Below are 24,839 nucleotides of genomic sequence, written 5' to 3'. Positions count from 1 at the left end.
GTTTATTTCGGGATGCGCCCTTACTCGGCGCTCTCCTCGTGTGCAATATCCTCGACCTGATCGCTCAGGTACCAGTCGGTCAGCACCTCGGCCAGAGTCTCGACACCGATGTTGTTGAGCGACGAGAAGGCCTCGACCCGGATATGGTCCCCGAGGGCGGCCACGTCCTTGCGCACCTTGAGCAGTTGGGTCTTGCGCGGACCCGGGTTGAGCTTGTCAGCCTTGGTCAGCAACAGCAGCACAGGCAGCTTGCGGTGGGCACTCCACTCCAGCATGTTCTGGTCTGTCTCCTTGAGGGGGTGACGTATATCCATCAGGATCACCAACCCCTTGAGGGACTCACGGCGCTGCAGGTACTCGGCCAGGTTCTTCTGCCACTTGATCTTCATCTCCAGCGGCACCTGGGCATAGCCATAACCCGGCAGGTCCACCAGACGCTTGCCCGGCTCCAGCTCGAACAGGTTGATGAGCTGGGTACGTCCCGGCGTCTTACTGGTGCGGGCCAGGTTCTTCTGCTGGGTAAGCGTGTTGAGCGCCGAGGATTTACCCGCATTGGAGCGCCCCGCGAACGCGATCTCGACACCACCATCATTCGGCAGATGGCGGATGTCAGGAGCACTGGTCACGAAGTGCACCTTGCGAAAATTCAAAACTTGTTTATCCAAGGTAAATTCCCCATTGAAAGAGCGGGTTATGGAGTTACTTTTTTGTGAAATGGTGTAAAATAGCGTCGCTTAAACACACATTTTAACATGCCTTCAGCGGCATGGGATCTGGAAGCCTTATAACGAGAAGTTGGAACGCCATGAAGAACCTAGCCATTGCCCTTGCCTTGCTGGCAGGCGTGACCGGTGCGGCACAGGCTGCGGGAGACGCCGCTGCAGGCCAGACCAAGTCCGCCACCTGTGTTGCCTGTCACGGAGCTGACGGAAACAGCCCCGCCGACATCTACCCCAAGATTGCCGGTCAACACCCTTCCTACATCAAGAAACAGCTGGTGGAGCTGAAGGCCGCCGCCACCGGTAAAGCCGGTCGCGCCTCTCCCATCATGGGCCCCATGGCCATGCCTCTCTCCGAGCAGGACATGGACGATCTGGCCGCCTACTTCGGCAGCCAGGAGCGCACCCCGGTGCCGGTCCCCGACGAGGTGGTGGTACAGGGTCGCGCCCTCTACATGGGCGGTGACATGTCCCGCGGCCTGGCCGCCTGCATCGCCTGCCACGGCCCCCGTGGCGAGGGTCTCGAGCAGGCCAAGTACCCCAACCTGACCGGCCAGCATCCGGCCTATATCAAGGCCCAGCTGGAAGCCTTCCGCGCCGGCACCCGCGACAATGACCCCAACGGCATGATGCGCGATGTGGCCAAGAAGCTGACCGACGATGACATCAAGGTCCTCTCCCAATACGTGGCAGGTCTGCACTGATCCCCTGCACGGGAAAGCAAGCGGGAGGCCCAAGGCCTCCCGTTCTTTTTTACGCCACTCGCATCGAGTGACGAACCAGCGTCTGATAGTCGCCGAAGGGCGACTCGCCGGCCAGATGACGGCGCAACATGTCGAGGGCACAGAAGGCGATGATGCGCTCCCGGCTCTCCCGATCCGGATGCGGCACCCGGATCACCTGCTCGAAGCGGCGCTCCCCCTCCTGCAGACAGAGGGCAACCCCCTGCTCATCCTCCCCCCCCACCAACAGCGACAGCGTGCCGGGCAGACGGGGTAAATCGGCCGGATCGCTCGGCAATCCGGCCTCGAAGCGGGCGTGCAACTGCGGATAGTCGCGGCAGAGCCGCTGCAGCATCCCTGTGCTGGCCCCCTCCAGCAGATGAAGAGGTGTACCCGCCAGGGCCGCCAGAATCTGTACCCAGGGCTCCTCATCCCCCTCTCCCACCAACCAGGGGGAGATCACCGCCAGCAGCTGGGCTTCGGCCTGAACCATCGCCACCTCATCCACCCCGCGTCCTATCAGCTTGAGCTCTATGATGGGCATGCTGGAGCGATACCCCAGGGTCACCCCTTGCGGCCAGACGAGGCCATCGAGCACATCCCCCAGTGCCGACTCGGCCACCCCGAAGGTATGGAAGCGGCGCAGGCTCGTCTCCCGGGCAGCCACCAGCTCGGGCAGGATCTGCTTCTCGACCATTTGCTTGAACTCAAACGGCACGCCCGGTGTGAAGTAGAGGCGACAACGTCCCAACTGGAGCATGAAGCCACAGGCGGTCCCCACCGGATTGGGGATGAGGCGGCTGCCACGGGGGAGAGAGGCCTGCTTGACGTTACTCTGCGGCATGCTGCGGCCCCGGCTGGCATAGCGCTCTCGGATGATGTCGAGCCAGTCGTCGTGCTGCTCGAGGGGAGCGTTGAACGCCATGGCAGCCGCCTCGGCGGTAAGATCGTCCGAAGTGGGTCCCAGGCCGCCACAGACGATCACCAGATCGCTGCGGGCCGCAGCCTCGGCCAGTACACAGCCTATCTCGGCCAGATCATCCCCCACCGTATGACGGCGCCGCACCTGCCACCCCCGCTCCAGCAGGAGGGCCGACAGCCAGGCCGCGTTGGTGTCGACCACCAGGCCGGTGACGATCTCGTCGCCGGTGCTCACCAGTTCAATGTGCATAGACTCCTCAGTTCGAGTTGTGCTCGAAGTAATAGCTGATGCGGGTACGTGGGTTGAGGTATTCGAAGATGGCCGGGGGCAGGCGCCTGGGCGAAATTACCTTGGCGATGGAGAGGCCGACGTGCTCCAGATCGATGATGGCCGCCTCGTGCCGGGGCACGGTCGCATCATAGATGAGCACCGAGGGGTAGAGCAGGCGCGAGGCATTGATGGACATCACCAAGCCCACCCGCCCGTCGGAAAGCTGCACCACACTGCCGGGGGGGTAGAGGCCGAGCAGACGCACCATGCGGGTGAGGTACTGCTCGTTATACTGAACCCCTTTCTGTTTGTAGAGGCCGCTCAGGGCCGAGTAGGGCACCTTGCCCCTGTTGTGGCAGAGATCGTCGTATTCGTTGACCAGCCCAACCAGCTGGGAGAGGGCATCGATTTGCCCCCCCTTGAGCCCCTCTGGATAACCGGAACCATCGAGCCGCTCATGGTGACGCAGCACGATACCCTTGGCCGCATCGGGAAAATCCTTGGCCAGGGAGAGCAGATCCAGCCCATAGCGCGGGTGCTGGGCCATCAGGTTTTGCTCCGGCTGGGTCAGGGGTTCGGTCTTGCGCAGAATATGGCTCGGGATCTTCAGCTTGCCGATGTCGTGGAACAGGGCGCCGAGGCCGACCAGAGTGATCTCGTTGGCCCCCATGCCGCACTCCTTGGCCAGCAACATGCTGAGCACGCAGACGTTGAGGGAGTGGAAGTAGAGGTTGTTCTCGTCTTCACCACCCGACACCAGGTGCAACACCATCTCGTCGACCGACATCAGCTGCTTGGTCATGGCGCCCACCAGCTCATGGGCGTCGGCGATGGCGTTGAGGGGGCGGCTCTGGATCTTGTTCATCACCCCGCGCACCTGGGCCAGGGACTGTTGAAACTGCTTCTCGCACTGCTGCAGCTCGCGGCGGTACTTCTGCAACTGGGCGATGCGTCGCTCCTTCTCCTCCTGCATGGCGCGCTGCTGAGCCTCGAGCGCCGAGGTGTCGCAGGGGGTGACGTTTTGTACCTCCTGCAGCGGCTTGGGAGGCGTTTCGCTCTTGTCGGGCAGGATCACCACTTGCTTGAGTCCGAGGCGGCGGATCAGCTCTATCTGCTCCGGCTCCTTGATAAGGAAGCTGGAGAAGAGGAAGGGGTGCTCGCGCCACCCCAAGGGCAGGGAGACAAAATTGCCCACCTGCAGTCTGTCCACCGAGATCTTGATACCCGCCATAATCAGAAACCCCTCCCTTATGGCGGTTATGCTAGACAAACCCGATCCCGAACACAAAGGGTTGATGACAGCGCAGGCCCTTTATTATAGATTTCTAGACATCCAGACATATTTACTGATGTAGTGCAGGGAGTGAGCATGCCAATCAAGATTCCGGACCAGTTGCCCGCCGCCGCCGTGCTGGGGGAAGAGAATATCTTCGTGATGAGCGAGTCGCGCGCCGTCACCCAGAATATCCGCCCCCTGCGGGTGCTGATCCTCAACCTGATGCCCAAGAAGATCGAGACCGAGATCCAGCTGCTGCGCATGCTCTCCAATACCCCGCTGCAGGTACACGTCGACCTGCTGCGTATCGACGACAGGGATTCCCGTAACACCCCGCAAGCCCACCTGGAGAACTTCTATCACGACTTCGAGCAGGTGCGTGGCAACAACTATGACGGCATGATCATCACCGGCGCCCCCCTTGGCCTGGTGGAGTTTGAGGACGTGGTCTATTGGGAGCGGATCGGCGAGATCATCCGTTGGTCCCATGAACACGTCACCTCTACCCTGTTCCTCTGCTGGGCGGTACAGGCGGCCCTCAAGGTGCTCTACGGCATGGAGAAACAGACCCGTGGCGAGAAGCTCTCCGGGGTCTATCACCACCAGCGTCTGGTGGATCACGAGCCCCTGCTGCGCGGATTCGACGACGAGTTTGTCGCCCCCCACTCCCGCTACGCGGCCTTCGACGGTGACCTTATCCGGGCCCAGACCGACTTGCAGATCTTTGCCGAGTCTGAGGAGGCCGGGGTCTACCTCGCCGCCACCCGGGACTGTCGCCAGGTGTTTGTCACCGGTCATCCGGAATACGACGCCCTGACCCTGGACCAGGAGTATCACAGGGACCTCGAGGCAGGTCTCGACCCCATGGTGCCGGTCAACTACTACCCGCACAACGATCCGGCTCGCCCGCCCAGGGCCACCTGGCGCAGCCACGGCCACCTGCTCTTCTCCAACTGGCTCAACTACTACGTCTACCAGCTCACCAGCTACCGCCTCGAGGACATCGGCAAGGTCTTCACCTACGCCAACAAGAACTGACCGTTCGGGGCCGGGCTGTTATGCTCGGTCCTTTGACTTTCGGGAGTGACGTCGTGATTGCATTGATTCAACGGGTGAGTGAGGCCAGTGTCACCGTCGATGGGGAGGTGGTGGGTGCCATCGACGGAGGCCTGCTGGTGTTGCTGGGGGTCGAGCAGGGGGATACCCCATCCCACGCCGATCGCCTGCTGCACAAGGTGCGCGGCTATCGCATCTTCTCCGACCCAGAGGGGAAGATGAACCTCAACGTGGAACAGGCCGGTGGCAGCCTGCTGGTGGTCTCCCAATTCACCCTGGCCGCCGACACCAAGAAAGGGATGCGCCCCAGCTTCTCGGGCGGTGCCCACCCCACCGAGGCAGAGCGCCTCTACGACTACTTCGTGGAGCAGGCCCGTGCCGGCGGTCTGACCACGCAAACCGGGCGTTTCGCCGCCGACATGAAGGTAGCCCTGATCAATGACGGGCCGGTTACCTTCTGGCTACAGGTCTAGTCGTACACCAGGCTGAGGATGATGTTGCGGTATCCGGGGACGGGCCACAGCTCGGCCTGCCCCAGATGCTCGGCACACAGGTGCAGCACCCGCTCCAGTTCCAGCCGGGTACGGGGCAACAGGTTGACCAGCAGGGTTCCCCCCAACCGTCGGGCCAGGGCCTGATAGAGAGCAGGCTGAAACATCAGGGGGGGATTGCCATCCTGGCCGAACAGGTCGAGCAGGATCAGGTCAAAGGTTGCCTCCTCTCGCTCCAGATAGGCCAGCGCATCGGCGTGGTGAAGGGTGGGTTGTTCCCCTCCCTGGAAGAAGCGCCGGTAGAGCTCAAGCACCTCCCGATCCAGCTCCACACAATGGTGTTCGGCCCCGGGCCAGCGCGCCGCCAAATGGCGGGTCATGTCACCCCCCCCCAACCCCAGCTCCAGCATGCGGGTAGCCTTGTCGGGCAGGCAGGCTTGCACCATCCGCAGATGAGGCAGGCAGAGCGCCTCCGGAGTCGTCCGGCAGAGGACTGACTGGACCACATCGTCGATCTCCAGCCAGCGAAAGTCGGCATCTTCCAGCACGGCAAGACGCCGGCCACTGTAGTGGTCGAGATGGAGCAGGGTATCGGGGTGGCGCGCTTCCAGATTGAAGTTCATGGGGCTAATGGGCAAGATGGTTTGAGACCATTTTAACCCAAGGAGGGGTGCATGTACCGGGTGATTACCCCCCACACCGACACCGAACTGGATGCCTATTACCGTCTGCGCTGGGAGCTGTTGCGCAAGCCCTTCAACCTGCCCCTCGGCTCGGAGCGCGACGAATACGACAGCGTCGCCATTCATCGCATGATGCTCGACGAGGCGGGCAATCCCATCGCCGTCGGCCGTCTCTTCGTGGGCGGCGACGAGGCGCAGATCCGCTTCATGGGCATGTTGCCCCAATACCGGGGCCAGGGGCTGGGTGCTCGCATGGTCGAAGATCTCGAACAGCGAGCCCGGGAGGAGAAGGTCAAGCGGCTGGTGATGAACGCCCGCCAGGAGGCGGTGGAGTTCTACCGCAAGTGTGGCTTTCTCGAGGTGGGGGAAGGGCCGGTCACCTTTGGCCGCATCCCGCACCGCCAGATGATCAAGTCCCTCGCCCCCCTGCAGACCATCGCCTATCGCCCCGAGTGGTGTCAGGATCTGGCGACCCGCTGGTCCCGCGGCATTCCCATCAGCGAGAAGATGGGGGTGCAGATCCACCACTATGATGGCCAGACCCTCCATCTGGGCGCCAATCTGGCGGCCAATCTCAACGTCCACGACACCATGTTTGCCGGCAGCATCTACAGCCTCTGTGTGCTGGCGGGATGGGGCCTTATCTGGCTGCAACTCAAGGAGCTGGGAGTGGTGGGGGATACGGTGCTGGCCGAGGGCAATATTCGCTACTACCGGCCGGTAAAGGCAAGCCCCGAGGCCAGGGTCGCCCGGGAGGGGATGCCCGCCGCCCTGCTGCCCCTGCGCAGCGGTGAGGCTGCCCGCTTCCAGCTCTCGGTGCAGCTCTACAGCGGTGGCAAGCTGGCTGCCGAGTTTATCGGCCAGTACGTGGTGCAGCCGGTCAGGAAGGGATAACCCCTTAGCGAGTGGCCGGCTCGACCTGGTGCAGCCGTCCGCCTGGCCCTTGGGCCGGATAGGCAACCCCCGCCGCTGGCCAGCCACATTCGCTCTCGCGGGCCGGAAAGCGCCAGGCCAGGGTCGGAGCTGCCAGGGGGCCGCGCCACTCGGTCAGCAGCTCGGCGCATCCCTGGCTGTTGAGGGCACCGAGATCGAGCGCCCACTCGCCGTTGGCGAGATCGAGATCGCCGCGCAGGGCCAGCAAGTGGGTGATGGTGCTGGCGCCGCCGTTCAGGCTCACCCTGCCCTCTTTCGCCTCCCCCTTGAGGGCGATGCGATAGAAGGGGGTATCGCCCCCCTGCATCCCCTGCCAGAGGCTGGCAGCATCGAGGGCCGGGGCCTCGGTTCGGCCAAACCACTCATCGAGCAGGGGGTCGAGCTTCACCCCTTCCCAGAAGGGATCGCTTAAAGAGAGACTCAGGCTCCCCCCCAGCGTCTCACGCCAGCGTTGGCTGTCGCTCGCCTGCACAGAGGCGTCCAGATCCCCCTTGCCGGAGAGGGTCAGCGGAGCGCCCCCCAGCTTGGCCCACTGCTCCAAATCCAGGCCGCGGCCGGCCAGGGTAAGCGACCCCGGCTGACCCGGCTGCAATCCCCAGCTACCGGCCAGCTTGAGGTGGCCATCATCAGGCAGCCGGCTCTCGAGGTTCCGCAGCTGCCACTGCTCCGGGGTGAGCTCGAGCAACAGCTCTCCCTTGCGACTGGAGAGCCCCTTCCACACCAGCTCCTCCCAGTGGCTCTCGAGGCGCGCCCGACCGATCAGGGGAGTCACCTCTTCGCCCTTGAGGCGCAGGTCGTTGACGAAGAGTTGCCAGTTCATCAGGGAGAGGGGCACCGCATCGTCAAACGAGAGCACCCGCATCTTGTCGAGGGCAATGCGCCGCACATCGAGCCGGGCGGGATGCCAGGAGCGCCATTGTTGCCACCAACCGGCAGGCAGGGAGAGCTCCATGCCGCTCAGGGTCAGATCCTTGACGGTCCACTCGGAGCGGGCCGGGGCGACGCTCACCTCCAGATTGAAGCTGCCATCGTAGGCCTTGCCCCTGAACTCCCCATCGAGGCGATCCGGGTACATGGCAAGATCCGTGTCGACCCCCTCGAGCTGGAACAGGCCGCGGCCAATCTCCCCGAGACGACCGTGGACGAAGCCGGTCGGCGCCTGCCCCTGGCGCCACTCAATGCCACCCAGGCTGACGTTGATGTCGTTGAGTGCCAACTCCTGGGTGAGGGCGTTGAGACTGACATGCTCGAGTTGGCCATGGCTGATGCTGACCTGGGTCAAGGGAAACTCGAGACGCTCCAGATCCCCGAGCTCTATGTTCATGCCGCTCCCCTTGAAGCGGTCCAGCTGCAGGCTGCGCGCACCCCAGTCCAGCACCATGTCAGCCTCGATGAGGCCGTCGAAGGCGTTGGCCACCAGCCTGTCCACCGACAGCTTCTGCCCCTCCAGCTTGCCGCTCAGGGTCAGGCGCGACAGGGCCAGCCAGGGGGTCTCGAGGGCGTTGATATTGAGGGTCAGGTTGGCCTGGGGCGGGCGCACCGGGTCGATAAGCTGCCAGTCGCGGATCCCCGCCGAGAGGCCGGTCACCTTGCCAAGCGGTCCACTCAGTGAGAGACGGTCGATGCGGCCGTCTGCCACGCTGAGGCGGTTGATGGGGAGCGTCGGCAACCCCTGAGGCAGCGGCAAGGTGATCCTCGGACGGATCAGATCGAGGTGAGCCAGACGCACGTCACGCTCCAGCCAGTCCACCGACTCCACCTCGACGTAGAGCTTGTCCAGGGTCAGCGCCTCCCCCACCTGCACCTGTTCGGCGAGCAGGGTGTAGGGGTGCAAGGGGTTAAAAACCAGCTTGCCGATGGCGACCGGCACCCCGCTCTGGGCCGAGAGCCAGCGGGCCAACGGCGCCTTGGCCCGTTCGGCATCGAACAGACCCAGCACGACCCAGACAGTCAGCAGCAGGAAGGCAAGGGTGTACAAGAGGGCACGGAGCCATGCGTTCATCGATGCCTTCCTCCTCGAGTCAGACGGTGGAGTAGTGTTCCCGCAACCCCAGCCAGCGGCGGATCAGCGGGTCCACATGGGACGGGTATTGGTCCATCAGGTAGCGCGCCAGCTTCTGCACCTGGGGGATGAGCGGCTGGTCGCGCACCAGATCGGCGATCTTGAGATCGGCCAGCCCGGTCTGTCGGGTACCGAGCAGCTCGCCAGGGCCGCGCAACTCCAGATCGCGCTGGGCGATGACGAAGCCGTCGTTGGTTTCTCGCAGTACCCCGAGCCGGCTCTGGGCTGTCTTGGACAAGGGGGCATGGTAGAGCAGTACGCAGTGGGAGGCCACCGCCCCCCGGCCCACCCGTCCGCGCAGCTGGTGCAGCTGCGCCAGACCCAGTCGCTCGGGGTTTTCGATGATCATCAGGCTGGCGTTGGGCACGTCCACCCCCACCTCGATGACGGTGGTAGCCACCAGCAGTTGCAGTATGCCGGCCTTGAACTCCTCCATCACCCGCTGCTTCTCGATCGGGCGCATCCGCCCGTGCACTAGGCCGATGTGCAGCCCGGGCAGCAGACGCTGCAGCTCGGCGGCCGTCTCTTCGGCGGCCTGACACTCGAGCACCTCGGACTCCTCGATCAGGGTACAGACCCAGTAGGCCTGCTTGCCCTCGGTACAGGCCAGCCGCACCCGCTCGATCACATCCTGGCGGCGGGTGTCGGGCACCGCCACCGTGGTGATGGGGGTACGCCCGGGGGGCAGCTCGTCGATGACCGAGGTGTCGAGATCGGCGTAAGCGGTCATGGCCAGGGTGCGCGGGATCGGGGTGGCCGTCATGATGAGCTGGTGCGGGTGCACTCCGTCACGCTCCCCCTTCTCGCGCAAGGCCAGGCGCTGGTGCACCCCGAAACGGTGCTGCTCGTCGATGATGACCAGCCCGAGGCGATGAAAGTTGACCTGCTCCTGGAAGATGGCGTGGGTGCCCACCACCATGGCGGCGGAGCCATCGGCGATGGCATTGAGCGCCTCTTCCCGCGCCTTGCCCTTCTGCTTGCCGGCGAGCCAGCCCACCTTGATGCCAAGCGGCTCGAGCCAGCGGCCGAAGTTGATGGCATGCTGCTCGGCCAGCAGCTCGGTGGGGGCCATCAGCCCCACCTGATAGCCGTTGCCAATGGCCTGCAGGGCTGCCATGGCGGCCACCAGCGTCTTGCCCGAGCCCACATCCCCCTGCACCAGCCGCATCATGGGGTGGCCACGCTGCAGGTCGCGGCTGATCTCCTCCACCACCCGGCGCTGGGCACCGGTCGGCGCGAAGGGGAGCGAGGCGAGCAGCCGCCCCACCAGCTCGGGGGCCGGCGGCAGGGGCACCGACGCCTGGGTCTGGGCCTGCTCGCGCACCTTGAGCACCGAGAGATTGTGGGCCAGCAGCTCCTCCATCACCAGTCGGGCCTGGGCCGGGTGGCGACCGCTCTCGAGCTGGTCGAGGGCCACGTCCGGCGGCGGCCGGTGCAACAGGCGCAGGGCTTCGGCCAGGGAGATCTGGGTCGGGTAGAGACCGGCGGGCAGCAGCTCCTCCACCCCGTGCTCGGCCAGCAGCACCAGCGCCTGATCGGTGAGGCCGCGCAGGGTCAGCTGGCGCAGCCCTTCGGTGGTGGGATAGACCGGCGTGAGAGCCTCTTCGGCCTGGCCGGCCTGCTCCTCCCCGAGCAGCTTGTACTCAGGGTGAATGATCTCGAGACCGAACTTGCCGGGGCGGATCTCGCCGAAGCAGCGCATCAGGCGCCCGGCGCTGAGGCTGTTTTTCTGGGCGGCGGTGAAGTTGAAAAAGCGCAGGGTGATGCTGCCGCTGCCGTCGCTGATGCGGCACACCAGCATGCGCTTGCGCCCCATCAACAGCTGGCTGTCCTGGATCTCCCCCTCAACCGCGCAGGTGGTGCCGGGCAAGAGATCGCCGATGGGCCACACCCGGGTGCGGTCCTCATAACGATGTGGCAGGTGGAACAAGAGATCCTGGACCGTGACCAGTCCCAGTCGCTCCAGCTTCTCCTGCATCTTGCCGCCCACGCCCTTGAGGCTGTCCAGCGGGATTTTATCCAATTTCATCAACCAGATGCCCGACAGTACTGTAAATACGTCCAGATAATAACAAAGGCCTCCCGAAAACGGGAGGCCTTTGGAACGCTTACAAAAGCGGCAATCGGGTCAGATGATGCGTTTGAGCAGCAGGTGAGCCTTGACCCTGTGAATCCGCGCCAGCAGGCGACGCACCTGCTCCGGATAGTCGCCAATCTGCTCCACCTCGTTGAAACGGGTAACCCTCTGGGTATGCTGCAGAATATTTTCCCGCTCGCGAGTGAAGTGCTCGGCCAGCAGGTGCTGGGCATCTTTGACCAGCAGGCCGTTCTCCAGATCCAGGGACCAGGCACGGGGATTGAGGTTGTTGCCGGTGAGCAGGGCCCACTCGCCGCCATCCACGAAGATCCCCTTGAGGTGGTAGGAGTGCCGCTCGTGGCGCCACAGCATCATGTTGAGCAGGCCGCTGTCGATGTGGTGCTGGTTACGCTGGGCAAACTTGCGCAGGTTCGCTTCGTACAGATACGGCAGGCCGCCGATGGTGGAGAACTTCTCCTCGGGCGGGATATAGAAGTCGTTGGCGGTCTTGTCGCCGACCACGATCGTCACCTTGCGCCCGTGGCGCAACAGCCCCTCGATATCCTTGGCCAACTCCTTGGGCAGATTGAAGTAGGGAGTGCAGATGAAGATCTCGCGCTCGCAGCCGCGCACCAGGTTACGGATCATCCGGTTGAGCTGGTTGTTGCGCTTGCCGAGTCCCACCAGGGGCGTCACCGCCACCTCACCCGCCACCGGCAGGCTGGAGTTGAAACGGTAGTGGCTGCGGGCCAGTTGCCCCTTGAAGCGGCGGATCGTCCCCTTGAGCTGCTTGGCGGTGGGGATGGCCGGCTTGTCGAGCCGGGATACCGCATCGCTCGCGACGAAGTAGTCGTCCACATAGCGCACCATGGCATTGGCCAGCTCGTGGCTCTCGATCTGGTGGTAGCGGTCGAAACGATAGCGCTCCTGCTGGTGCAGGTAGACATCGTTGAGGCTGGCGCCCGAGTAAAGCACGGTGTCGTCGAAGACGAAGCCCTTGAGGTGTAACACCCCGAGCAGCTCGCGCCCCTTGACCGGTACACCATAGATCGCGATGCGCTCCTTGTGCTCGGCCGCCATGGCCTGGTAGCGCAGGTGGTTGCCTCCCTGGGCCCCCTTGCCGATCAGGCCGCGCTGGGCACGGTGGAAGTCGACGAAGACCTTGATGTCGAGGTCGGGATTACGTCCCTTGGCGGCGTAGAGGGCATCCAGGATCTCGCGGCCCGCCTCGTCATCTTGCAGGTAGAGGGCCACCAGATAGATGCGCTGGCGCGCGCTGGCGATGAGATCGAGGATGCGCTGCTTGAAATCCTTGGCGCTGTAGAGCACGTCAAAACGGTCTGCGCCCACGGCGATCTTGGGCAAGCGCTCCAACAGCTGTCGATAATGTGCCGGTAAATGCATAGAGAAACCTGAAATCACTGCGTTACGCGTTCCACTCGAAGCGGGGAATGGGCAATTCTAGCAACGGTCGGCGGCGTCCCCAAGCAAGAATCGGTAAAAAGTCGATTCAGGCACCATAACCATGGGGCCGGCGCAAGGCCGGCCCCATGGTGTTTGGCACGACGGTCACTCAGAAAATCATGCTGGCCAGCGCCACGATCAGGAAGGCAATCGTCCCCAGAAGGGTCTCCATGACGGTCCAGGTCTTGAGGGTGGTCTTCTCGTCCATGTTGAGGAAACGCCCCACCAGCCAGAAACCGGAGTCGTTGAAGTGGGAGAGCACTGTGGCCCCGCCGGCGATGGCGATGACGATAAAGGTGAGATCCAGCTCGCTCAGCCCGGCAGTGGCCGCCACCGTCGGCGCCATGAGGGCCGCCGTGGTCGTCAGTGCCACGGTCGCCGAGCCCTGGGCCACGCGCAGGGCGGTAGAGACCAGGAATGCCGCCAGGATCACCGGCATCCCGGTATCGGAGAGTACATCGGCCAGTGCCGCACCTATGCCACTGGCACGCAGCACACCGCCGAACATGCCGCCGGCACCGGTCACCAGAATGACGGCACAGACGGGGGCGAGCGCCTCGTTACACAACTTCTCGAGCGCCACCTTGCCCTGGCTCTGACGAAACAGGAAGAGGGCATAGATCAGGGTAATCAGCAGGGCGACCGGGGTCTTGCCGACCATCCGCAGCACATTGACCCACTCGGCCCCCTTGTCCACCATCCCCATGGTGCCCAGGGTGTTGAGTCCGGTATCCATGAAGATGAGGAGCAGGGGCAACAGCAGGATCGAGAGCACCTGCCCGAAGCTCGGCGCCGCCTCATGGCTGACCTGGGCATCTGCGACAAAACGCGGTGGCAGGGGGATCTCGAACTTCTTGCCGGCCCACAGACCATAGAGATAGGCCCCCAAATACCAGGTGGGGATCGCCACCAGCAAGCCCACCACGGTCAGCAAGCCTATGTTGGCCCCCAGCAACTCACTCGCCGCCACCGGCCCCGGGTGAGGAGGCAGGAAGGCATGCATCACGGCAAAGGCGCCGGCCGAGGGGAGTGCATACTTGAGCACAGAGCCGCCAAACTGCTTGGCCACGCTGAAGATGATGGGCAGCATGACGATGAGCCCCGCATCGAAGAAGATGGGGAAGCCAAACAGCAGGGAGGCCACCCCCAGCGCCAGCGGTGCCCGCTCGGGCCCGAAGCGGTTGATCAGGGTATCGGCCAGCACCTTGGCCCCCCCGGTCTGCTCCAGGATCCGCCCTATCATGGCGCCCAACCCCACCAACAGCGCCACCGAGGCCAGGGTGCTGCCAAAACCGCCCAGCATGGTGGGTATCACCTGGTCGTAGGTCACCCCGGTGGCCAGGGCTGTGATCAGGCTGACCAGCGTCAGGGCGACGAAGGCGTGCACCTTGAAACGCATGATCAGCAATAGCAGCAGAACGATGGCGCCACCTGCGACAGACAGCAGATAGGCCACATCGGGTGTGTTCACCGCTCCATCCATTTTCTTATCCTCACTTGGTTCCTATTATGCGTCGCACGATTCTGTGCTTCACTTCACAATGCGCAACGTTACCGGTAACATGTTACCGGTAACGTGGTAAGTTAGAAGCCATTCGACAAACGATTTTCAAGAAGTGAGATAGAGGTCAAACAATGGCGGGAATGAGCATTATCGTGATGGGGGTCTCCGGCAGCGGTAAATCCTCGGTAGGCGCCCGGGTGGCAGAAGCCATCGGCGCCAAGTTTATCGACGGGGACGATCTCCACCCGAGAGCCAACATCCAGAAGATGGCCAACGGCACCCCTCTCAACGACGCGGATCGTGCCCCCTGGCTCGAGCGTATCCGTGATGCGGCCTACAGCCTCGAGCACAAGAACGAGACCGGCATCATCGTCTGCTCGGCCCTCAAGCGTCAGTACCGTGACCTCATCCGCGACGGCAACCGCTCGGTGCGCTTCCTGTTTCTCGACGGCGAGTTCAACCTCATCCTCGAGCGCATGAAGGCGCGCCAGGGACACTTCATGAAAGAGGCCATGTTGCAGAGCCAGTTCACCACCCTGGAGCGACCGGAAGGGGAAACCGGGGTGATCCGTATCGACATCGACGGCAGCTTCGAGCAAGTGGTGGAGCGCGCCGTCCACGCCCTGGAGGCAAAGCAATGATCCATCCCGTCATCGCCCGCGTCACCGCCCGCCTTCGCGAGCGCAGCCAGACGCGCCGCGCCGCCTATCTCGCCCGCATCGAGCAGATGGCCGCCAGGGGCAAGACCCGCGCCGCCCTGGCCTGCGGCAACCTGGCCCACGCCGTCGCCGCCTCGAGCTGTGACGAGAAGGGGCGCATCCTCGACATGACCCGCGCCAACGTGGGCATAGTCACCGCCTACAACGACATGTTGAGTGCCCACCAGCCCTATCAGGGCTACCCGGAGATCATCAAGGGTGCGCTGGCCGAGCTGGGCCACAGCGCCCAAGTGGCGGGCGGCGTGCCCGCCATGTGCGATGGCGTCACCCAGGGCCAACCGGGGATGGACATGTCCCTCTTCTCCCGGGATCTGATCGCCCAGGCCACCGCCCTCTCCCTCTCCCACAACACCTTCGACGCCACCCTGCTGCTTGGGGTGTGTGACAAGATAGCCCCGGGCCAGCTGATGGGGGCCCTCTCCCACGGCCACCTGCCGACCGCCTTCGTGCCGGCCGGTCCCATGGCCAGCGGCATCAGCAACGACGAGAAGGTGAAGGTGCGCCAGCAGTACGCCGCCGGTGAAGTAGGGCGCGACGCCCTGCTCAAGATGGAGTGCGGCGCCTACCACGCCGCCGGCACCTGTACCTTCTATGGCACCGCCAACACCAACCAGCTGGTGTTCGAGGCGATGGGGCTGATGCTGCCGGGCTCGGCCTTCGTGCATCCCCACAGCGAGCTGCGCCGGGCCTTGACCCGGGAAGCCGCCCGGCGCATCAGCGCCATGGTCGGCGGTTCAGGCCACTTCCGCCCCCTGGCCGAGGTGCTCGACGAGCGCAGCCTGGTCAACGGCCTGGTGGCCCTGCTCGCCTCCGGCGGCAGCACCAACCACAGCATCCACATGGTGGCGATCGCCCGTCAGGCCGGCCTCATCATGACCTGGGACGATCTCAGCGAGCTCTCCGATGTGGTACCACTGCTGGTGCGCATGTACCCGAACGGTCCGGCCGATGTGAACGCCTTCCAGGAGGCCGGGGCCGTACCGGGTCTGCTGCGCCGTCTGGCCGAGCAACAACTGCTGCACCTGGACGCCACCCCGGTGTTCGGCAGCATGGCCGACTATCTCAAGAACCCGCACCTGGTGGAGGGTCAGCTGGTGTGGCAAGAGGCGGGGGCGAGCCGCGACCCGGAGGTGCTGGCCCTGCCCGGCGCCCGGTTCCAGGCGAGCGGCGGTACCAGGGTGCTCGACGGCAACCTGGGCCGCGCCGTGGTCAAGGTCTCCGCCGTGGCCCCCGAGTATCGCCTCGTCGAGGCGCCGGCCCGGGTCTTCTCCTCCCAGCACGCGGTGGAGGCCGCCTACAAGGCCGGTGAACTCAATCAGGACGCCGTCATCGTGGTTCGCCACAACGGCCCGGCCGCCAACGGCATGCCGGAGCTGCACAAGCTGATGCCGGTGCTGGGCAACCTGCAGAAGGCCGGCTACAAGGTGGCTCTGGTGACCGACGGCCGCCTCTCCGGCGCCTCGGGCAAGATCCCGGCCGCCATCCACGTCACCCCGGAGGCGCTGCACGGCGGAGCCATCGGCCTGCTGCGCGATGGCGACCTGTTGCGCCTCGACGCCAATCAGGGCAGCCTGATGTGCCTGAGCGATCTGAGCGGCCGCGAGCCGGCCCCCATCGATCTCAGCACCGAGCAGGAAGGCTGGGGTCGTGAACTGTTTGGCGTGATGCGTCGCGCCGTATCCAGCGCCGAGTGTGGCGCCACCATCTTCGAATAAGATCAGCAGAAGGAAATTCCCATGCACAACTGGAACGTCTCCCCCGCCGAGGTCTTCGCCGCCTCTCCCCTGGTCCCGGTCATGGTCATCACCGATCTGGAGCAGGCCGTGCCGATGGCCGAGGCCCTGCTGGCCGGTGGCATCTCGGTGTTCGAGATCACCCTGCGCACCCCGGTGGCTCTGGCCGCCATCGAGCGCATCGCCAGGGCGATGCCCGAGGCCATGGTCGGGGCCGGCACCGTCATCAACGCCGCCCAGTATGACGCCGCCGTCGCCGCCGGCGCCCGCTTCGTCATCTCCCCGGGCATGACCCCGGCCCTGTTGGCCCATGCCGCAAGGGGGAGTGCACCGCTGATCCCGGGCGTCGCCACCCCCTCCGAGGTGATGCAGGCCCTGGAAGCCGGCTACGATCATCTGAAGTTCTTCCCGGCCGAGGCCAACGGGGGCACCAAGGCGCTCGCCGCCATCGCCGCTCCCCTGCCCCAGGTGCGCTTCTGCCCGACCGGCGGTATTGGCCCGAAGAACGTGGCCGATTATTTAGCCCTTAAGAGCGTCGCCACCGTCGGCGGCTCCTGGATGCTGCCAGCCGACACCGTCAAGGCCGGCAACTGGGACGAGGTGACCCGCCTCTCCCGCGAGGCGGTCGCACTGGTCAGCCGCTAAGCACGGCGCCCCCTGCCAAACCGACAGGCCACCCCGAGGGGTGGCCTGTTTCATGAACGGATGGGCCGGGGGATCTCACCCAGGCTCTCCCCCTCGAACAGGGTGAAGCCGAGGTCGCGCACCTTGGTCGCCAGCGACTGACCGGCCAGGCTGGCCAGTAGCAGAGTGGCGGCCTCGCGCCCTATCTCCTCACGCGGGGTGATGATGCTGGCCAGTTGCGGCGAGATGGCGCGCCCTATGTTGAGGGAATTGGCACCGGCGATGGCAATCTGCCCCGGAACCGGGATGCCGAGCGCCTGGGCACGCAGTATGGCCCCCACCGCCAGGTCATCGTTGGTGCAGAACAGGCCATCCAGGTCGGGCCAGCGGACCAACGCCTGATCCAGCAAGGAGCCACCGAGGATGAAGGTGGAGGACTCCCCGGTCAGCAGGTGCTCCCCCGTCAACCCGGCCGCTCCCATGGCATCGTAGTAGCCGGCCATCCGCAACCGGGTGCGAACGTCGAGACGAGCCCCCAGATAGACGATATGACGCCGTCCCCGGGCCAGCATCGCCTCGGTCATGGCACGCGCCGCGGCGCGGTGATCCATTCCCACCACCATGTCGATGGGGGCCTCGGGGAAGTCCATCGCCTCCACCACAGGAATGCCTGCCGTGGCGATCATCTTGCGGGTGCGCTCGGTGTGTTCGGTATCGCAGAGGATGAGCCCATCCACATGAAACGAGAGCAGCGAGGCGACCTGCTCCTCCTCCCGTTCCGGGCTATAGCCATAGTGTCCCAGCAGGGTCTGGTAGCCGGCCGCACGGGTGACCGCCTCGACCCCCTGCACCACGGCCGAGAAGACCTGGTTGGAGAGAGAGGGAATCAGGATACCGATGGCGCGACTGGTGGCGTTGGAGAGGATGTCAGGCGCCCGGCTGGGAATATAGCCGAGCGCCTCGACCGCCTCGGCGATGCGCTGCCGGGTGGCCTCGGCCACCGAGCCGGGGTCACGCAGATAGCGGCTGACCGTCATCTTGGTCACGCCGACCCGGTCGGCGATATCCTGCAGGGTGGGGCGACGTTTTCGGGTGTCGTGCATGGGGGAGAACCGGCGGAAAATGTTACGTGTAACATACCCGTTTTGCTCCCCCAAGTCAGCCGTCAGATGGGTGCCTTGTCCCGGTTGGTGGCGGCGATGTGATGGATGGCGAGGTCGGCGCCAATAAACTCCTCTTCCTCGCTCAGGCGCAGTCCCACCAGCCGCTTCATCAGGCCGTAGATCAGAGCGCCGCCACACAGGGCTGTCAGGATACCAAGACCTGTGCCGATCAGCTGGCTGCTGAGACTCACCCCGCCCATGCCACCCAGGTAGGGATGGCCGAAGATGCCGGCCGCGATCCCTCCCCAGGCACCGCACAGTCCGTGCAGGGGCCACACCCCGAGCACGTCGTCTATCTGGGGGCGCTTGCGCTGCAACCAGGTGAAGGTGCCGATGAAGATGGCCCCGGCCACGCCCCCGACCAGCAGGGCGCTCAAGGGGTGCATCAGATCCGAACCGGCACACACCGCCACCAACCCGGCCAGGGGACCGTTGTGGATGAAGCCCGGGTCGTTGCGGCCGAGCAGCATGGCCACCAGGGTACCGCCGACCATGGCCATCAGGGAGTTGAGGGCGACCAAACCGCTGATCCCCCCCAGCTTCTGGGCCGACATGACGTTGAAGCCGAACCAGCCGACCGTGAGAACCCAGGCCCCGAGCGCCAGCATGGGGATGTTCGAGGGGGCAAAGCCCACCGCCTGACCACCGCGAATGCGCCCCTTGCGCATGCCGAGCAGTACCACGGCCACCAGGCCGATCCAGCCCCCCACGGCATGCACCACCACCGAGCCGGCAAAGTCGTGGAAGGGGGCCCCGAAGCGCAGCTCAAGCCATGCCTGCAGGCCGAAGTTGCCATTCCAGGCGATCCCCTCGAACAGGGGATAGACCAACCCCACCGTGAGCCCGGAGCAGAGCAACATGGGGTAGAAGCGCGCCCGCTCGGCAATACCGCCACTGACGATGGCCGGGATGGCGGCGGCGAAGGTGAGCAAAAAGAAGAACTTCACCAGCTCGTAGCCCTGCCCTGCCGCCAGGGTCGGCGCATCGGCGAAGAAGGTCTTGCCATAGGCAAGCCAATAGCCGATGAAGAAGTAGGCCAGGGTCGAGATGCCGAAGTCGGTGATGATCTTCACCAGGGCGTTGACCTGGTTCTTGCTGCGCACCGTGCCCAGTTCGAGAAAGGCAAAGCCGGAATGCATGGCAAGTACCATGATGGCGCCGCCGAGCACGAACAGGGTGTCCGCACTCTGGGTAAGGGTTGCGATAGCGTTGGGGTCCTGCACTGTGTGTCTCCATCATCCTGATTTGTTGTCATGCACCGCCCCGTCGAGGGGGCTGGCGGAGGGAGAGCAGAGCAGGAGTCGTGCCAGCAAATCGGGCCCAAAAGAGGGCCCGATAGAGACGCATTGGTTCAGGATGGGGCACCAGTTGTGTGCCTGGCACCAAAATGGGGCACTAACTGCGCCGGGAGAGCCACCTGGTGGGGTTGATCGCCTCCCCCTGATAACGGATTTCGAAGTAGAGACCGGTCTGATCCTGGCCGCCACTGTTACCCACCAGGGCCACAGGCTCGCCCTGCTCGACCTTCTGCCCCACATGGCGCAGCAGAGACTGGTTGTGACCATAGAGGCTCATATAACCCTTGCCATGATCGACCACCAGCAGCATGCCGTAGCCATCGAGCCAGTCAGCATAGACCACCTGACCGGGCGCTACCGCCTTGACCTGAGTGCCCTCGGGGGCGCCGATCAGGGTCCCTTTCCACTTGATCTCGGCGGTGCGCCGTGACCCGTAGGAGATGAGAATGGGCCCCTGCACCGGCCAGCGCAGGGCGCTGCTGGTGCTCAGGCCTCCGCTGTAGCGACGGCTCTGGGCCTCGGCCTGCTCCAGCTCTTTTTGCTGACGGCGGGCGAGCTGGCGCTCCTCCTCCCCCTGGGCCTGCTCCGCCTGCTTGCGTAGCCGCTCCTGCTCCGCCTTCATCCTGGCGATGCGTTCGCGCTCGCGGCGTTCGGCCTCCTCCTGCTGGCGGCGCAACTCCTCGAGGCGTGCCTTGAGGCGCTTCTCCGCCTGCACCATCTTGGCCAGCTTGGCCTCATCGCTCTGCACATCCTGCTGCAGCTGGCTGCGGGTCTGCTCCCGGCTCTGCTGGCTGGCGAGCAGCCCCTGATGCTGCTGCTTCTGATCGTCGAGGAGGCGCTGCTGACGACCCAGGGTCTCCCGAGTCGCCTCCTGATTGGCGGTCAGCCGCCGCTGGGTGGCACGCAGGGACTCGATGGCCTCAATTCGGGCCTTGTTGAGGTAGTCGTAGAAGTCGATGGTACGGCTGAGGCGATTGGGATCCTGCTGGTTGAGCAGCAGCTTGAGATAGTCGTGATCGCCGGCCCGGAAGGCACTCTCGGCCTGCTTGGCCAGCAGGCTCTTCTGCTGGTTGGCCTGGCGCTCCAGTTCGTCCTTCTCGCGGGCAAGCTCCTGAATACGGCTCTCGCTCTTCTTGAGCTGAGAGCGGGTATCCGCCAGCTTGGCAGCGGCGACAGAGACGGCGCGCTCATCCTGCTCCAGCTGTTTGGCCAGCTTGGCCAGCTCCTGCTTGCCGAGCTTGACCGCCTTCTGCTGAGCCTTGATATCGTTCTGGACCTTGCCCAGATCGTTGTTGAGCCCCCCCTGGGCGCTCAGGCAATAAAACAGCGCGCCGGCCAAAAGGCCGACGCGTTGTAAGTGCTTTGAAATCAAGTCACGTCCCCGCATGGGGCGGAATTATTTCAAAATCATCAGGGGCTTGCCAGTCATTTCCGGCGGCACAGGCAGACCCATCAGAGTCAGCATGGTAGGCGCCAGATCGGACAGTTTGCCGCCCTCTACCACCTCGGACTTGCGACCGAAGTAGATGAGGGGCACCGGCAGGTTGGTGTGGGCGGTGTGCGCCTGACCGGTCTCTTCATCCATCATCTTCTCGGCGTTGCCGTGGTCGGCGGTGATAAGGCATTCGCCACCCACCTCGGCCAGGGCCTCGGTGACACGACCGATGCAGTGATCGACGGCCTCGCAAGCCTTGACCGCGGCATCGAACACACCGGTGTGGCCGACCATGTCGCCGTTCGGGTAGTTACAGATGATGACGTCGTACTTGCCGCTCTTGATGGCCGCAACCAGCTTGTCGGTCAGTTCGCCAGAGCTCATCTCGGGCTGCAGATCGTAGGTGGCTACCTTGGGGCTGGCCACAATCTCGCGATCCTCGCCGGTGAAGCAGGCCTCTTCGCCACCGTTGAAGAAGAAGGTGACGTGAGCGTACTTCTCGGTCTCGGAGATGCGCAGCTGGGTCTTGCCCTGCTTGGCCAGCCACTCACCCAGGGTATTGACCAGGGCGGTTGGCGGGTAGGCACAGGCGGTCTTGATGTCGGCCGCATACTCGGTCAGCATCACGAAGTTCAGTTTCGGCAGGGCCTCGCGGGCAAAACCGGTGAAGTCGGTGTCGACGAAGGCGCGGGTGATCTCGCGGGCACGGTCGGCACGGAAGTTCATGAAGATCAGGGCATCGCCATCCTGCATCGGGGCGGCTTCGCCGATACGGGTGGCCTTGACGAACTCGTCGTTCTCGTCACGAGCGTAGGCAGCAGCCAGGGCCTCGGTGGCGGAGGCGGCAGTGAACTCGCCCTTGCCCTGGGTCATCAGGTCATAGGCCTGCTGTACGCGGTCCCAACGGTTGTCGCGATCCATGGCGTAGTAACGACCGATCATGGAGGCGAAGCGACCCTTGCCGAGGGCGGCAAACTTGGCGTCGAACAGCTCGATGGAGGACTGGGCGGAGCGCGGCGGCACGTCACGGCCATCCAGGAAGGCGTGGAAGTAGATCTGCTCGGCGCCACGACGGGCGGCCATCTCGATCATCCCCAGGATGTGCTCTTCGTGGCTGTGCACGCCACCCGGAGACATCAGGCCCATAATGTGGACAGCCTTGCCGGCCTGAACGGCGGCATCGACGGCCTTGCCGATCTCGACGTTGTCGAAGAAGGGGCCGTCCTGGATGTCTTTGGAGATGCGGGTCAGCTCCTGGTAGACGATCCGGCCGGCGCCGATGTTGACGTGACCCACCTCGGAGTTGCCCATTTGACCATCGGGCAGACCGACGTCGAGGCCGGAGCCGGAGATGAGGGTGCTGGTGTAGTCACGAGCGAGGCGATCCAGATTGGGGGTGTTGGCGGCGGCGACGGCGTTGTGCTCTGCCTTGTCGCTGTAGCCCCAACCGTCCATGATGACCAGAACCAGGGGTTTCTTGGCTGTTGACATAAGACTATGTCCTCTCGGATTGGAATGAATTGCAGAAAGCGAAACTAGCGTAATATTACTACATCCGCCGAAATAGTCACCTGATCCGCCGGGGCCCGCCAGCCCTGCCTGAGAACGTGCTCCCGCTTTGCCCCATTGATGGCTGATATTCTCACCTCCCCCATGTATACTCGGGCCCTTGTCCCGGATTTGGATTGTAGGAAAGATGCAAGAGTATCTGGATTTCGCGGGCCGCAACCCCCTGCTCACCGCAGCCTGGTTCGGCCTGGCCGGCACCCTGATCTACACCACGGTGCGTGCCCGTTTCTCCCCCGTCAAGGCGGTTAATAACCACGCCGCCACCATGCTGATCAACCGCGAGAATGCCGTGGTGGTCGACATCCGTACTCTCGACGAGTTTGGTCGCGGCCATCTGGCCGGTGCCCAGCACCTCATCCTCAGCGAAATCCAGGCCAACAACCTGGGCCAGCTTGAAAAGCACAAGGATGACCCCATTATCGTGGTGTGCGAGACAGGTATGAGTGCGGGTGCCGCCGCCGGAGCCCTCTACAAGCATGGCTTCAAGCGGGTGCACACCCTGGCGGGTGGCATGGCCCAGTGGCGTGCAGATAACCTGCCGGTCACCAAGAAGCGCTGATAATCCCGGGGCCACAGGCCCCGTTTTTGCTAAATAAAGGAATCAAACAACATGGCTGAAGCGATCAACAACCAGGAAGTACAGCAACCGGAATTCCACATCCAGCGCGTCTATGTGAAGGATGTTTCGTTCGAGGCACCGAACACCCCGCACATCTTCCAGAAAGAGTGGCAGCCGGAAGTCAGCCTGGATATGGACACCAAGACCAATATGCTGGCCGAAAGCATCTACGAAGTGGTGCTGACCCTGACCGTCACCTGCAAGCTGGGCGAAGAGACCGCCTTCCTGTGCGAAGTGCACCAGGCCGGTATCTTCACCATCGGCAACCTGCCGGAGCCGCAGCTGGCTCACTGCCTGGCCGCCTTCTGCCCGAACATCCTGTTCCCGTACGCTCGTGAAGCCGTCTCCGCCATGGTTAACCGCGGCTCCTTCCCGCAGCTGAACCTGGCTCCAGTCAACTTCGATGCCCTGTTCGCCCAGCATGTGGCCCAACTGCAGGCAGAGCAGGCCACTGCGGAAGCTTGAGATGAGTGACAAGGCTGCCATTTCGGTCTTGGGGGCGGGGTCTTATGGCACCGCCCTTGCCATTTCTCTGGCCCGTAACGGCCATCCGACCCTGCTGTGGGGTCACGATCCGGCTCACGTTGCCGATCTGGCCAGAGAGCACTGCAACAAGGCCTTCCTGCCGGATGTGCCCTTTCCCGATTCCCTGCTGCTGACCTCGGATCTGCAAGAGGCTGTCACGGCGGCTCCCGTGCTGCTGCTGGTAGTCCCGAGCCATGTCTTCGGAGAGGTGCTGGCCCGGATCAGGCCCTTCCTGCGCCCCGACAGCCGTATCGCCTGGGCCACCAAGGGCCTGGAGCCGGACAGCGGCCGCCTGCTGCAAGAGGTGGCGCGCGAGGTCTTGGGCGATACCATGCCGCTGGCGGTGATTTCCGGTCCCACCTTCGCCAGGGAGCTGGCCGCCGGCATGCCGACCGCCATCTCGGTCGCCTCAACCCATGACGACTTTGCCGAGGACCTCTCCCACCTGCTGCACTGTGGCCGCTCGTTCCGGGTCTATACCAACCCGGACTTTATCGGCCTGCAGCTGGGTGGCGCCGTGAAGAACGTCATCGCCATCGGTGCCGGTCTCTCCGATGGTCTGGGCTTTGGTGCCAACGCACGTACCGCCCTCATCACCCGTGGCCTGGTTGAGATGCAGCGCCTCGGGCTCGCCCTCGGTGCCGATGCCAAGACCTTCATGGGGATGGCAGGACTCGGGGACCTGGTTCTCACCTGTACCGACAACCAGTCGCGCAACCGCCGCTTCGGTCTGGCGCTGGGGGCCGGCAAGTCGGTCGAGAGTGCCATGACCGAAATAGGCCAGGTCGTCGAGGGGCATCGCAACACCAAGGAGGTGCACCTGCTGGCGGCACGCTGTGGGGTGGAGATGCCCATCTGCGAACAGATCTACAAGGTGCTCTACGAGGGCAAGAACCCGAAAGAGGCGGCGATAGCCCTGCTCTCCCGGGACAAGAAAGACGAGTAGTTCACCCGAAACAAGAAGGCCCCGCCAGT

General features: G+C 64.2%; 22 protein-coding genes. 10 read left to right on the top strand and 12 right to left on the bottom strand.

All coding sequences use genetic code 11. The features are described from left to right. Window positions 1-20: 20 nt before the first annotated feature. Window positions 21-665 carry a ribosome biogenesis GTP-binding protein YihA/YsxC gene (yihA, locus tag AB5Y48_RS01635; RefSeq protein WP_050667997.1) on the bottom strand — a complete coding sequence of 215 codons (645 nt, stop codon included), beginning with the start codon at window positions 663-665 and terminating at the stop codon, window positions 21-23. A 140-nt stretch (window positions 666-805) separates the two neighbouring features. Between yihA and AB5Y48_RS01630 the strand changes: the two genes are divergently transcribed. Further along, window positions 806-1,423: a cytochrome c gene (locus AB5Y48_RS01630; RefSeq protein ID WP_050667998.1), complete on the top strand. Its 618-nt coding sequence runs from the start codon at window positions 806-808 to the stop codon at window positions 1,421-1,423. A 49-nt stretch (window positions 1,424-1,472) separates the two neighbouring features. Here AB5Y48_RS01630 and AB5Y48_RS01625 read toward each other — a convergent pair whose 3' ends face one another. After that, the gene (locus AB5Y48_RS01625) at window positions 1,473-2,612 is read right to left on the bottom strand and encodes a molybdopterin-binding protein (protein WP_368163578.1); all 1,140 of its coding nucleotides are present in this window, start codon (window positions 2,610-2,612) and stop codon (window positions 1,473-1,475) included. Window positions 2,613-2,619: 7 nt separating this feature from the next. Further along, window positions 2,620-3,864: an HD-GYP domain-containing protein gene (locus AB5Y48_RS01620; RefSeq protein ID WP_050668000.1), complete on the bottom strand. Its 1,245-nt coding sequence runs from the start codon at window positions 3,862-3,864 to the stop codon at window positions 2,620-2,622. 138 nt (window positions 3,865-4,002) lie between these two features. Between AB5Y48_RS01620 and metA the strand changes: the two genes are divergently transcribed. Together metA and dtd are read left to right on the top strand one after the other, a co-directional pair. Then, on the top strand, window positions 4,003-4,947 hold the full coding sequence (metA, locus tag AB5Y48_RS01615) for a homoserine O-succinyltransferase (RefSeq protein ID WP_050668001.1): 945 nt from the start codon (window positions 4,003-4,005) through the stop codon (window positions 4,945-4,947). A gap of 53 nt (window positions 4,948-5,000) precedes the next feature. Next, entirely contained in the window at window positions 5,001-5,438 is a 438-nt protein-coding gene (gene dtd / locus AB5Y48_RS01610; RefSeq protein ID WP_060587747.1) for a D-aminoacyl-tRNA deacylase, read from the top strand. Here the strand turns inward: dtd and AB5Y48_RS01605 are convergent. Beyond that, window positions 5,435-6,079, bottom strand: coding sequence for a spermidine synthase (locus AB5Y48_RS01605; RefSeq protein ID WP_050668003.1), 645 nt, complete (start codon window positions 6,077-6,079; stop codon window positions 5,435-5,437). The two genes, dtd and AB5Y48_RS01605, sit on opposite strands and share 4 nt — an antisense overlap. Before the next feature lie 51 nt (window positions 6,080-6,130). Between AB5Y48_RS01605 and AB5Y48_RS01600 the strand changes: the two genes are divergently transcribed. Next, the gene (locus AB5Y48_RS01600) at window positions 6,131-7,033 is read left to right on the top strand and encodes a bifunctional GNAT family N-acetyltransferase/hotdog fold thioesterase (protein ID WP_050668004.1); all 903 of its coding nucleotides are present in this window, start codon (window positions 6,131-6,133) and stop codon (window positions 7,031-7,033) included. A 4-nt stretch (window positions 7,034-7,037) separates the two neighbouring features. On the opposite strand, the gene AB5Y48_RS01595 is transcribed toward AB5Y48_RS01600, so the two are convergent. The 4 genes from AB5Y48_RS01595 to AB5Y48_RS01580 all read right to left on the bottom strand — a co-directional run bounded on the left by AB5Y48_RS01595 (window position 7,038) and on the right by AB5Y48_RS01580 (window position 14,146). After that, a complete protein-coding gene (locus tag AB5Y48_RS01595; RefSeq protein WP_224160811.1) occupies window positions 7,038-9,074 on the bottom strand; it encodes an AsmA-like C-terminal region-containing protein in 2,037 nt (678 codons plus the stop codon). A gap of 19 nt (window positions 9,075-9,093) precedes the next feature. After that, a complete protein-coding gene (gene recG / locus AB5Y48_RS01590; RefSeq protein WP_050668006.1) occupies window positions 9,094-11,163 on the bottom strand; it encodes an ATP-dependent DNA helicase RecG in 2,070 nt (689 codons plus the stop codon). Window positions 11,164-11,262: 99 nt separating this feature from the next. After that, entirely contained in the window at window positions 11,263-12,615 is a 1,353-nt protein-coding gene (gene pssA, locus AB5Y48_RS01585; protein WP_168929937.1) for a CDP-diacylglycerol--serine O-phosphatidyltransferase, read from the bottom strand. Window positions 12,616-12,784: 169 nt separating this feature from the next. Continuing rightward, window positions 12,785-14,146: a GntP family permease gene (locus AB5Y48_RS01580; protein WP_224160812.1), complete on the bottom strand. Its 1,362-nt coding sequence runs from the start codon at window positions 14,144-14,146 to the stop codon at window positions 12,785-12,787. Between the two features lie 164 nt (window positions 14,147-14,310). Between AB5Y48_RS01580 and AB5Y48_RS01575 the strand changes: the two genes are divergently transcribed. From AB5Y48_RS01575 to AB5Y48_RS01565, 3 genes are read left to right on the top strand one after another with little or no spacing between them, the layout of a single operon-like run. Then, complete coding sequence (locus tag AB5Y48_RS01575) at window positions 14,311-14,820, top strand: gluconokinase (protein WP_368163574.1); 510 nt, start codon at window positions 14,311-14,313, stop codon at window positions 14,818-14,820. Next, the gene (edd, locus tag AB5Y48_RS01570; protein WP_368163572.1) at window positions 14,817-16,613 is read left to right on the top strand and encodes a phosphogluconate dehydratase; all 1,797 of its coding nucleotides are present in this window, start codon (window positions 14,817-14,819) and stop codon (window positions 16,611-16,613) included. Before AB5Y48_RS01575 ends, edd begins: the two co-directional genes overlap by 4 nt. A 21-nt stretch (window positions 16,614-16,634) precedes the next feature. Next, a complete protein-coding gene (locus tag AB5Y48_RS01565) occupies window positions 16,635-17,276 on the top strand; it encodes a bifunctional 4-hydroxy-2-oxoglutarate aldolase/2-dehydro-3-deoxy-phosphogluconate aldolase (RefSeq protein ID WP_224160814.1) in 642 nt (213 codons plus the stop codon). Between the two features lie 50 nt (window positions 17,277-17,326). On the opposite strand, the gene AB5Y48_RS01560 is transcribed toward AB5Y48_RS01565, so the two are convergent. From AB5Y48_RS01560 to gpmM, 4 genes are all read right to left on the bottom strand, one after another. After that, window positions 17,327-18,358 (bottom strand): substrate-binding domain-containing protein, encoded by a 1,032-nt coding sequence (locus tag AB5Y48_RS01560; RefSeq protein ID WP_368163570.1) that lies wholly within the window; start codon window positions 18,356-18,358, stop codon window positions 17,327-17,329. Between the two features lie 62 nt (window positions 18,359-18,420). Continuing rightward, window positions 18,421-19,641, bottom strand: a complete 1,221-nt coding sequence (locus AB5Y48_RS01555) for an ammonium transporter (RefSeq protein ID WP_060587763.1) — start codon at window positions 19,639-19,641, stop codon at window positions 18,421-18,423. 172 nt (window positions 19,642-19,813) lie between these two features. Continuing rightward, window positions 19,814-21,103, bottom strand: coding sequence for a murein hydrolase activator EnvC (gene envC / locus AB5Y48_RS01550; RefSeq protein WP_368163569.1), 1,290 nt, complete (start codon window positions 21,101-21,103; stop codon window positions 19,814-19,816). A gap of 9 nt (window positions 21,104-21,112) precedes the next feature. Then, window positions 21,113-22,642, bottom strand: coding sequence for a 2,3-bisphosphoglycerate-independent phosphoglycerate mutase (gpmM, locus tag AB5Y48_RS01545; protein ID WP_368163567.1), 1,530 nt, complete (start codon window positions 22,640-22,642; stop codon window positions 21,113-21,115). A gap of 205 nt (window positions 22,643-22,847) precedes the next feature. Between gpmM and AB5Y48_RS01540 the strand changes: the two genes are divergently transcribed. From AB5Y48_RS01540 to gpsA, 3 genes are read left to right on the top strand one after another with little or no spacing between them, the layout of a single operon-like run. After that, entirely contained in the window at window positions 22,848-23,279 is a 432-nt protein-coding gene (locus AB5Y48_RS01540) for a rhodanese-like domain-containing protein (protein WP_060587767.1), read from the top strand. Window positions 23,280-23,330: 51 nt separating this feature from the next. After that, complete coding sequence (gene secB / locus AB5Y48_RS01535; RefSeq protein WP_050668017.1) at window positions 23,331-23,804, top strand: protein-export chaperone SecB; 474 nt, start codon at window positions 23,331-23,333, stop codon at window positions 23,802-23,804. 1 nt (window position 23,805) lies between these two features. Then, entirely contained in the window at window positions 23,806-24,810 is a 1,005-nt protein-coding gene (gene gpsA / locus AB5Y48_RS01530) for an NAD(P)H-dependent glycerol-3-phosphate dehydrogenase (protein ID WP_050668018.1), read from the top strand. Window positions 24,811-24,839 lie beyond the last annotated feature (29 nt).

Source organism: Aeromonas sp. R6-2 (genome assembly GCF_040908155.1).
GTDB classification, from domain to species: domain Bacteria; phylum Pseudomonadota; class Gammaproteobacteria; order Enterobacterales; family Aeromonadaceae; genus Aeromonas; species Aeromonas schubertii.
This window is presented reverse-complemented; position numbering and strand designations above follow the sequence as displayed.

Bases quoted from the DNA above. Each gene is read 5' to 3' on its own strand.
- AB5Y48_RS01630 (WP_050667998.1), top strand. From the start codon at position 806: ATGAAGAACCTAGCCATTGCCCTTGCCTTGCTGGCAGGCGTGACCGGT.
- AB5Y48_RS01625 (WP_368163578.1), bottom strand. From the start codon at position 2,612: ATGCACATTGAACTGGTGAGCACCGGCGACGAGATCGTCACCGGCCTG.
- AB5Y48_RS01620 (WP_050668000.1), bottom strand. From the start codon at position 3,864: ATGGCGGGTATCAAGATCTCGGTGGACAGACTGCAGGTGGGCAATTTT.
- metA (WP_050668001.1), top strand. From the start codon at position 4,003: ATGCCAATCAAGATTCCGGACCAGTTGCCCGCCGCCGCCGTGCTGGGG.
- AB5Y48_RS01605 (WP_050668003.1), bottom strand. From the start codon at position 6,079: ATGAACTTCAATCTGGAAGCGCGCCACCCCGATACCCTGCTCCATCTC.
- AB5Y48_RS01600 (WP_050668004.1), top strand. From the start codon at position 6,131: ATGTACCGGGTGATTACCCCCCACACCGACACCGAACTGGATGCCTAT.
- AB5Y48_RS01595 (WP_224160811.1), bottom strand. From the start codon at position 9,074: ATGAACGCATGGCTCCGTGCCCTCTTGTACACCCTTGCCTTCCTGCTG.
- recG (WP_050668006.1), bottom strand. From the start codon at position 11,163: ATGAAATTGGATAAAATCCCGCTGGACAGCCTCAAGGGCGTGGGCGGC.
- pssA (WP_168929937.1), bottom strand. From the start codon at position 12,615: ATGCATTTACCGGCACATTATCGACAGCTGTTGGAGCGCTTGCCCAAG.
- AB5Y48_RS01575 (WP_368163574.1), top strand. From the start codon at position 14,311: ATGGCGGGAATGAGCATTATCGTGATGGGGGTCTCCGGCAGCGGTAAA.
- edd (WP_368163572.1), top strand. From the start codon at position 14,817: ATGATCCATCCCGTCATCGCCCGCGTCACCGCCCGCCTTCGCGAGCGC.
- AB5Y48_RS01565 (WP_224160814.1), top strand. From the start codon at position 16,635: ATGCACAACTGGAACGTCTCCCCCGCCGAGGTCTTCGCCGCCTCTCCC.
- AB5Y48_RS01560 (WP_368163570.1), bottom strand. From the start codon at position 18,358: ATGCACGACACCCGAAAACGTCGCCCCACCCTGCAGGATATCGCCGAC.
- envC (WP_368163569.1), bottom strand. From the start codon at position 21,103: ATGCGGGGACGTGACTTGATTTCAAAGCACTTACAACGCGTCGGCCTT.
- gpmM (WP_368163567.1), bottom strand. From the start codon at position 22,642: ATGTCAACAGCCAAGAAACCCCTGGTTCTGGTCATCATGGACGGTTGG.
- AB5Y48_RS01540 (WP_060587767.1), top strand. From the start codon at position 22,848: ATGCAAGAGTATCTGGATTTCGCGGGCCGCAACCCCCTGCTCACCGCA.
- secB (WP_050668017.1), top strand. From the start codon at position 23,331: ATGGCTGAAGCGATCAACAACCAGGAAGTACAGCAACCGGAATTCCAC.
- gpsA (WP_050668018.1), top strand. From the start codon at position 23,806: ATGAGTGACAAGGCTGCCATTTCGGTCTTGGGGGCGGGGTCTTATGGC.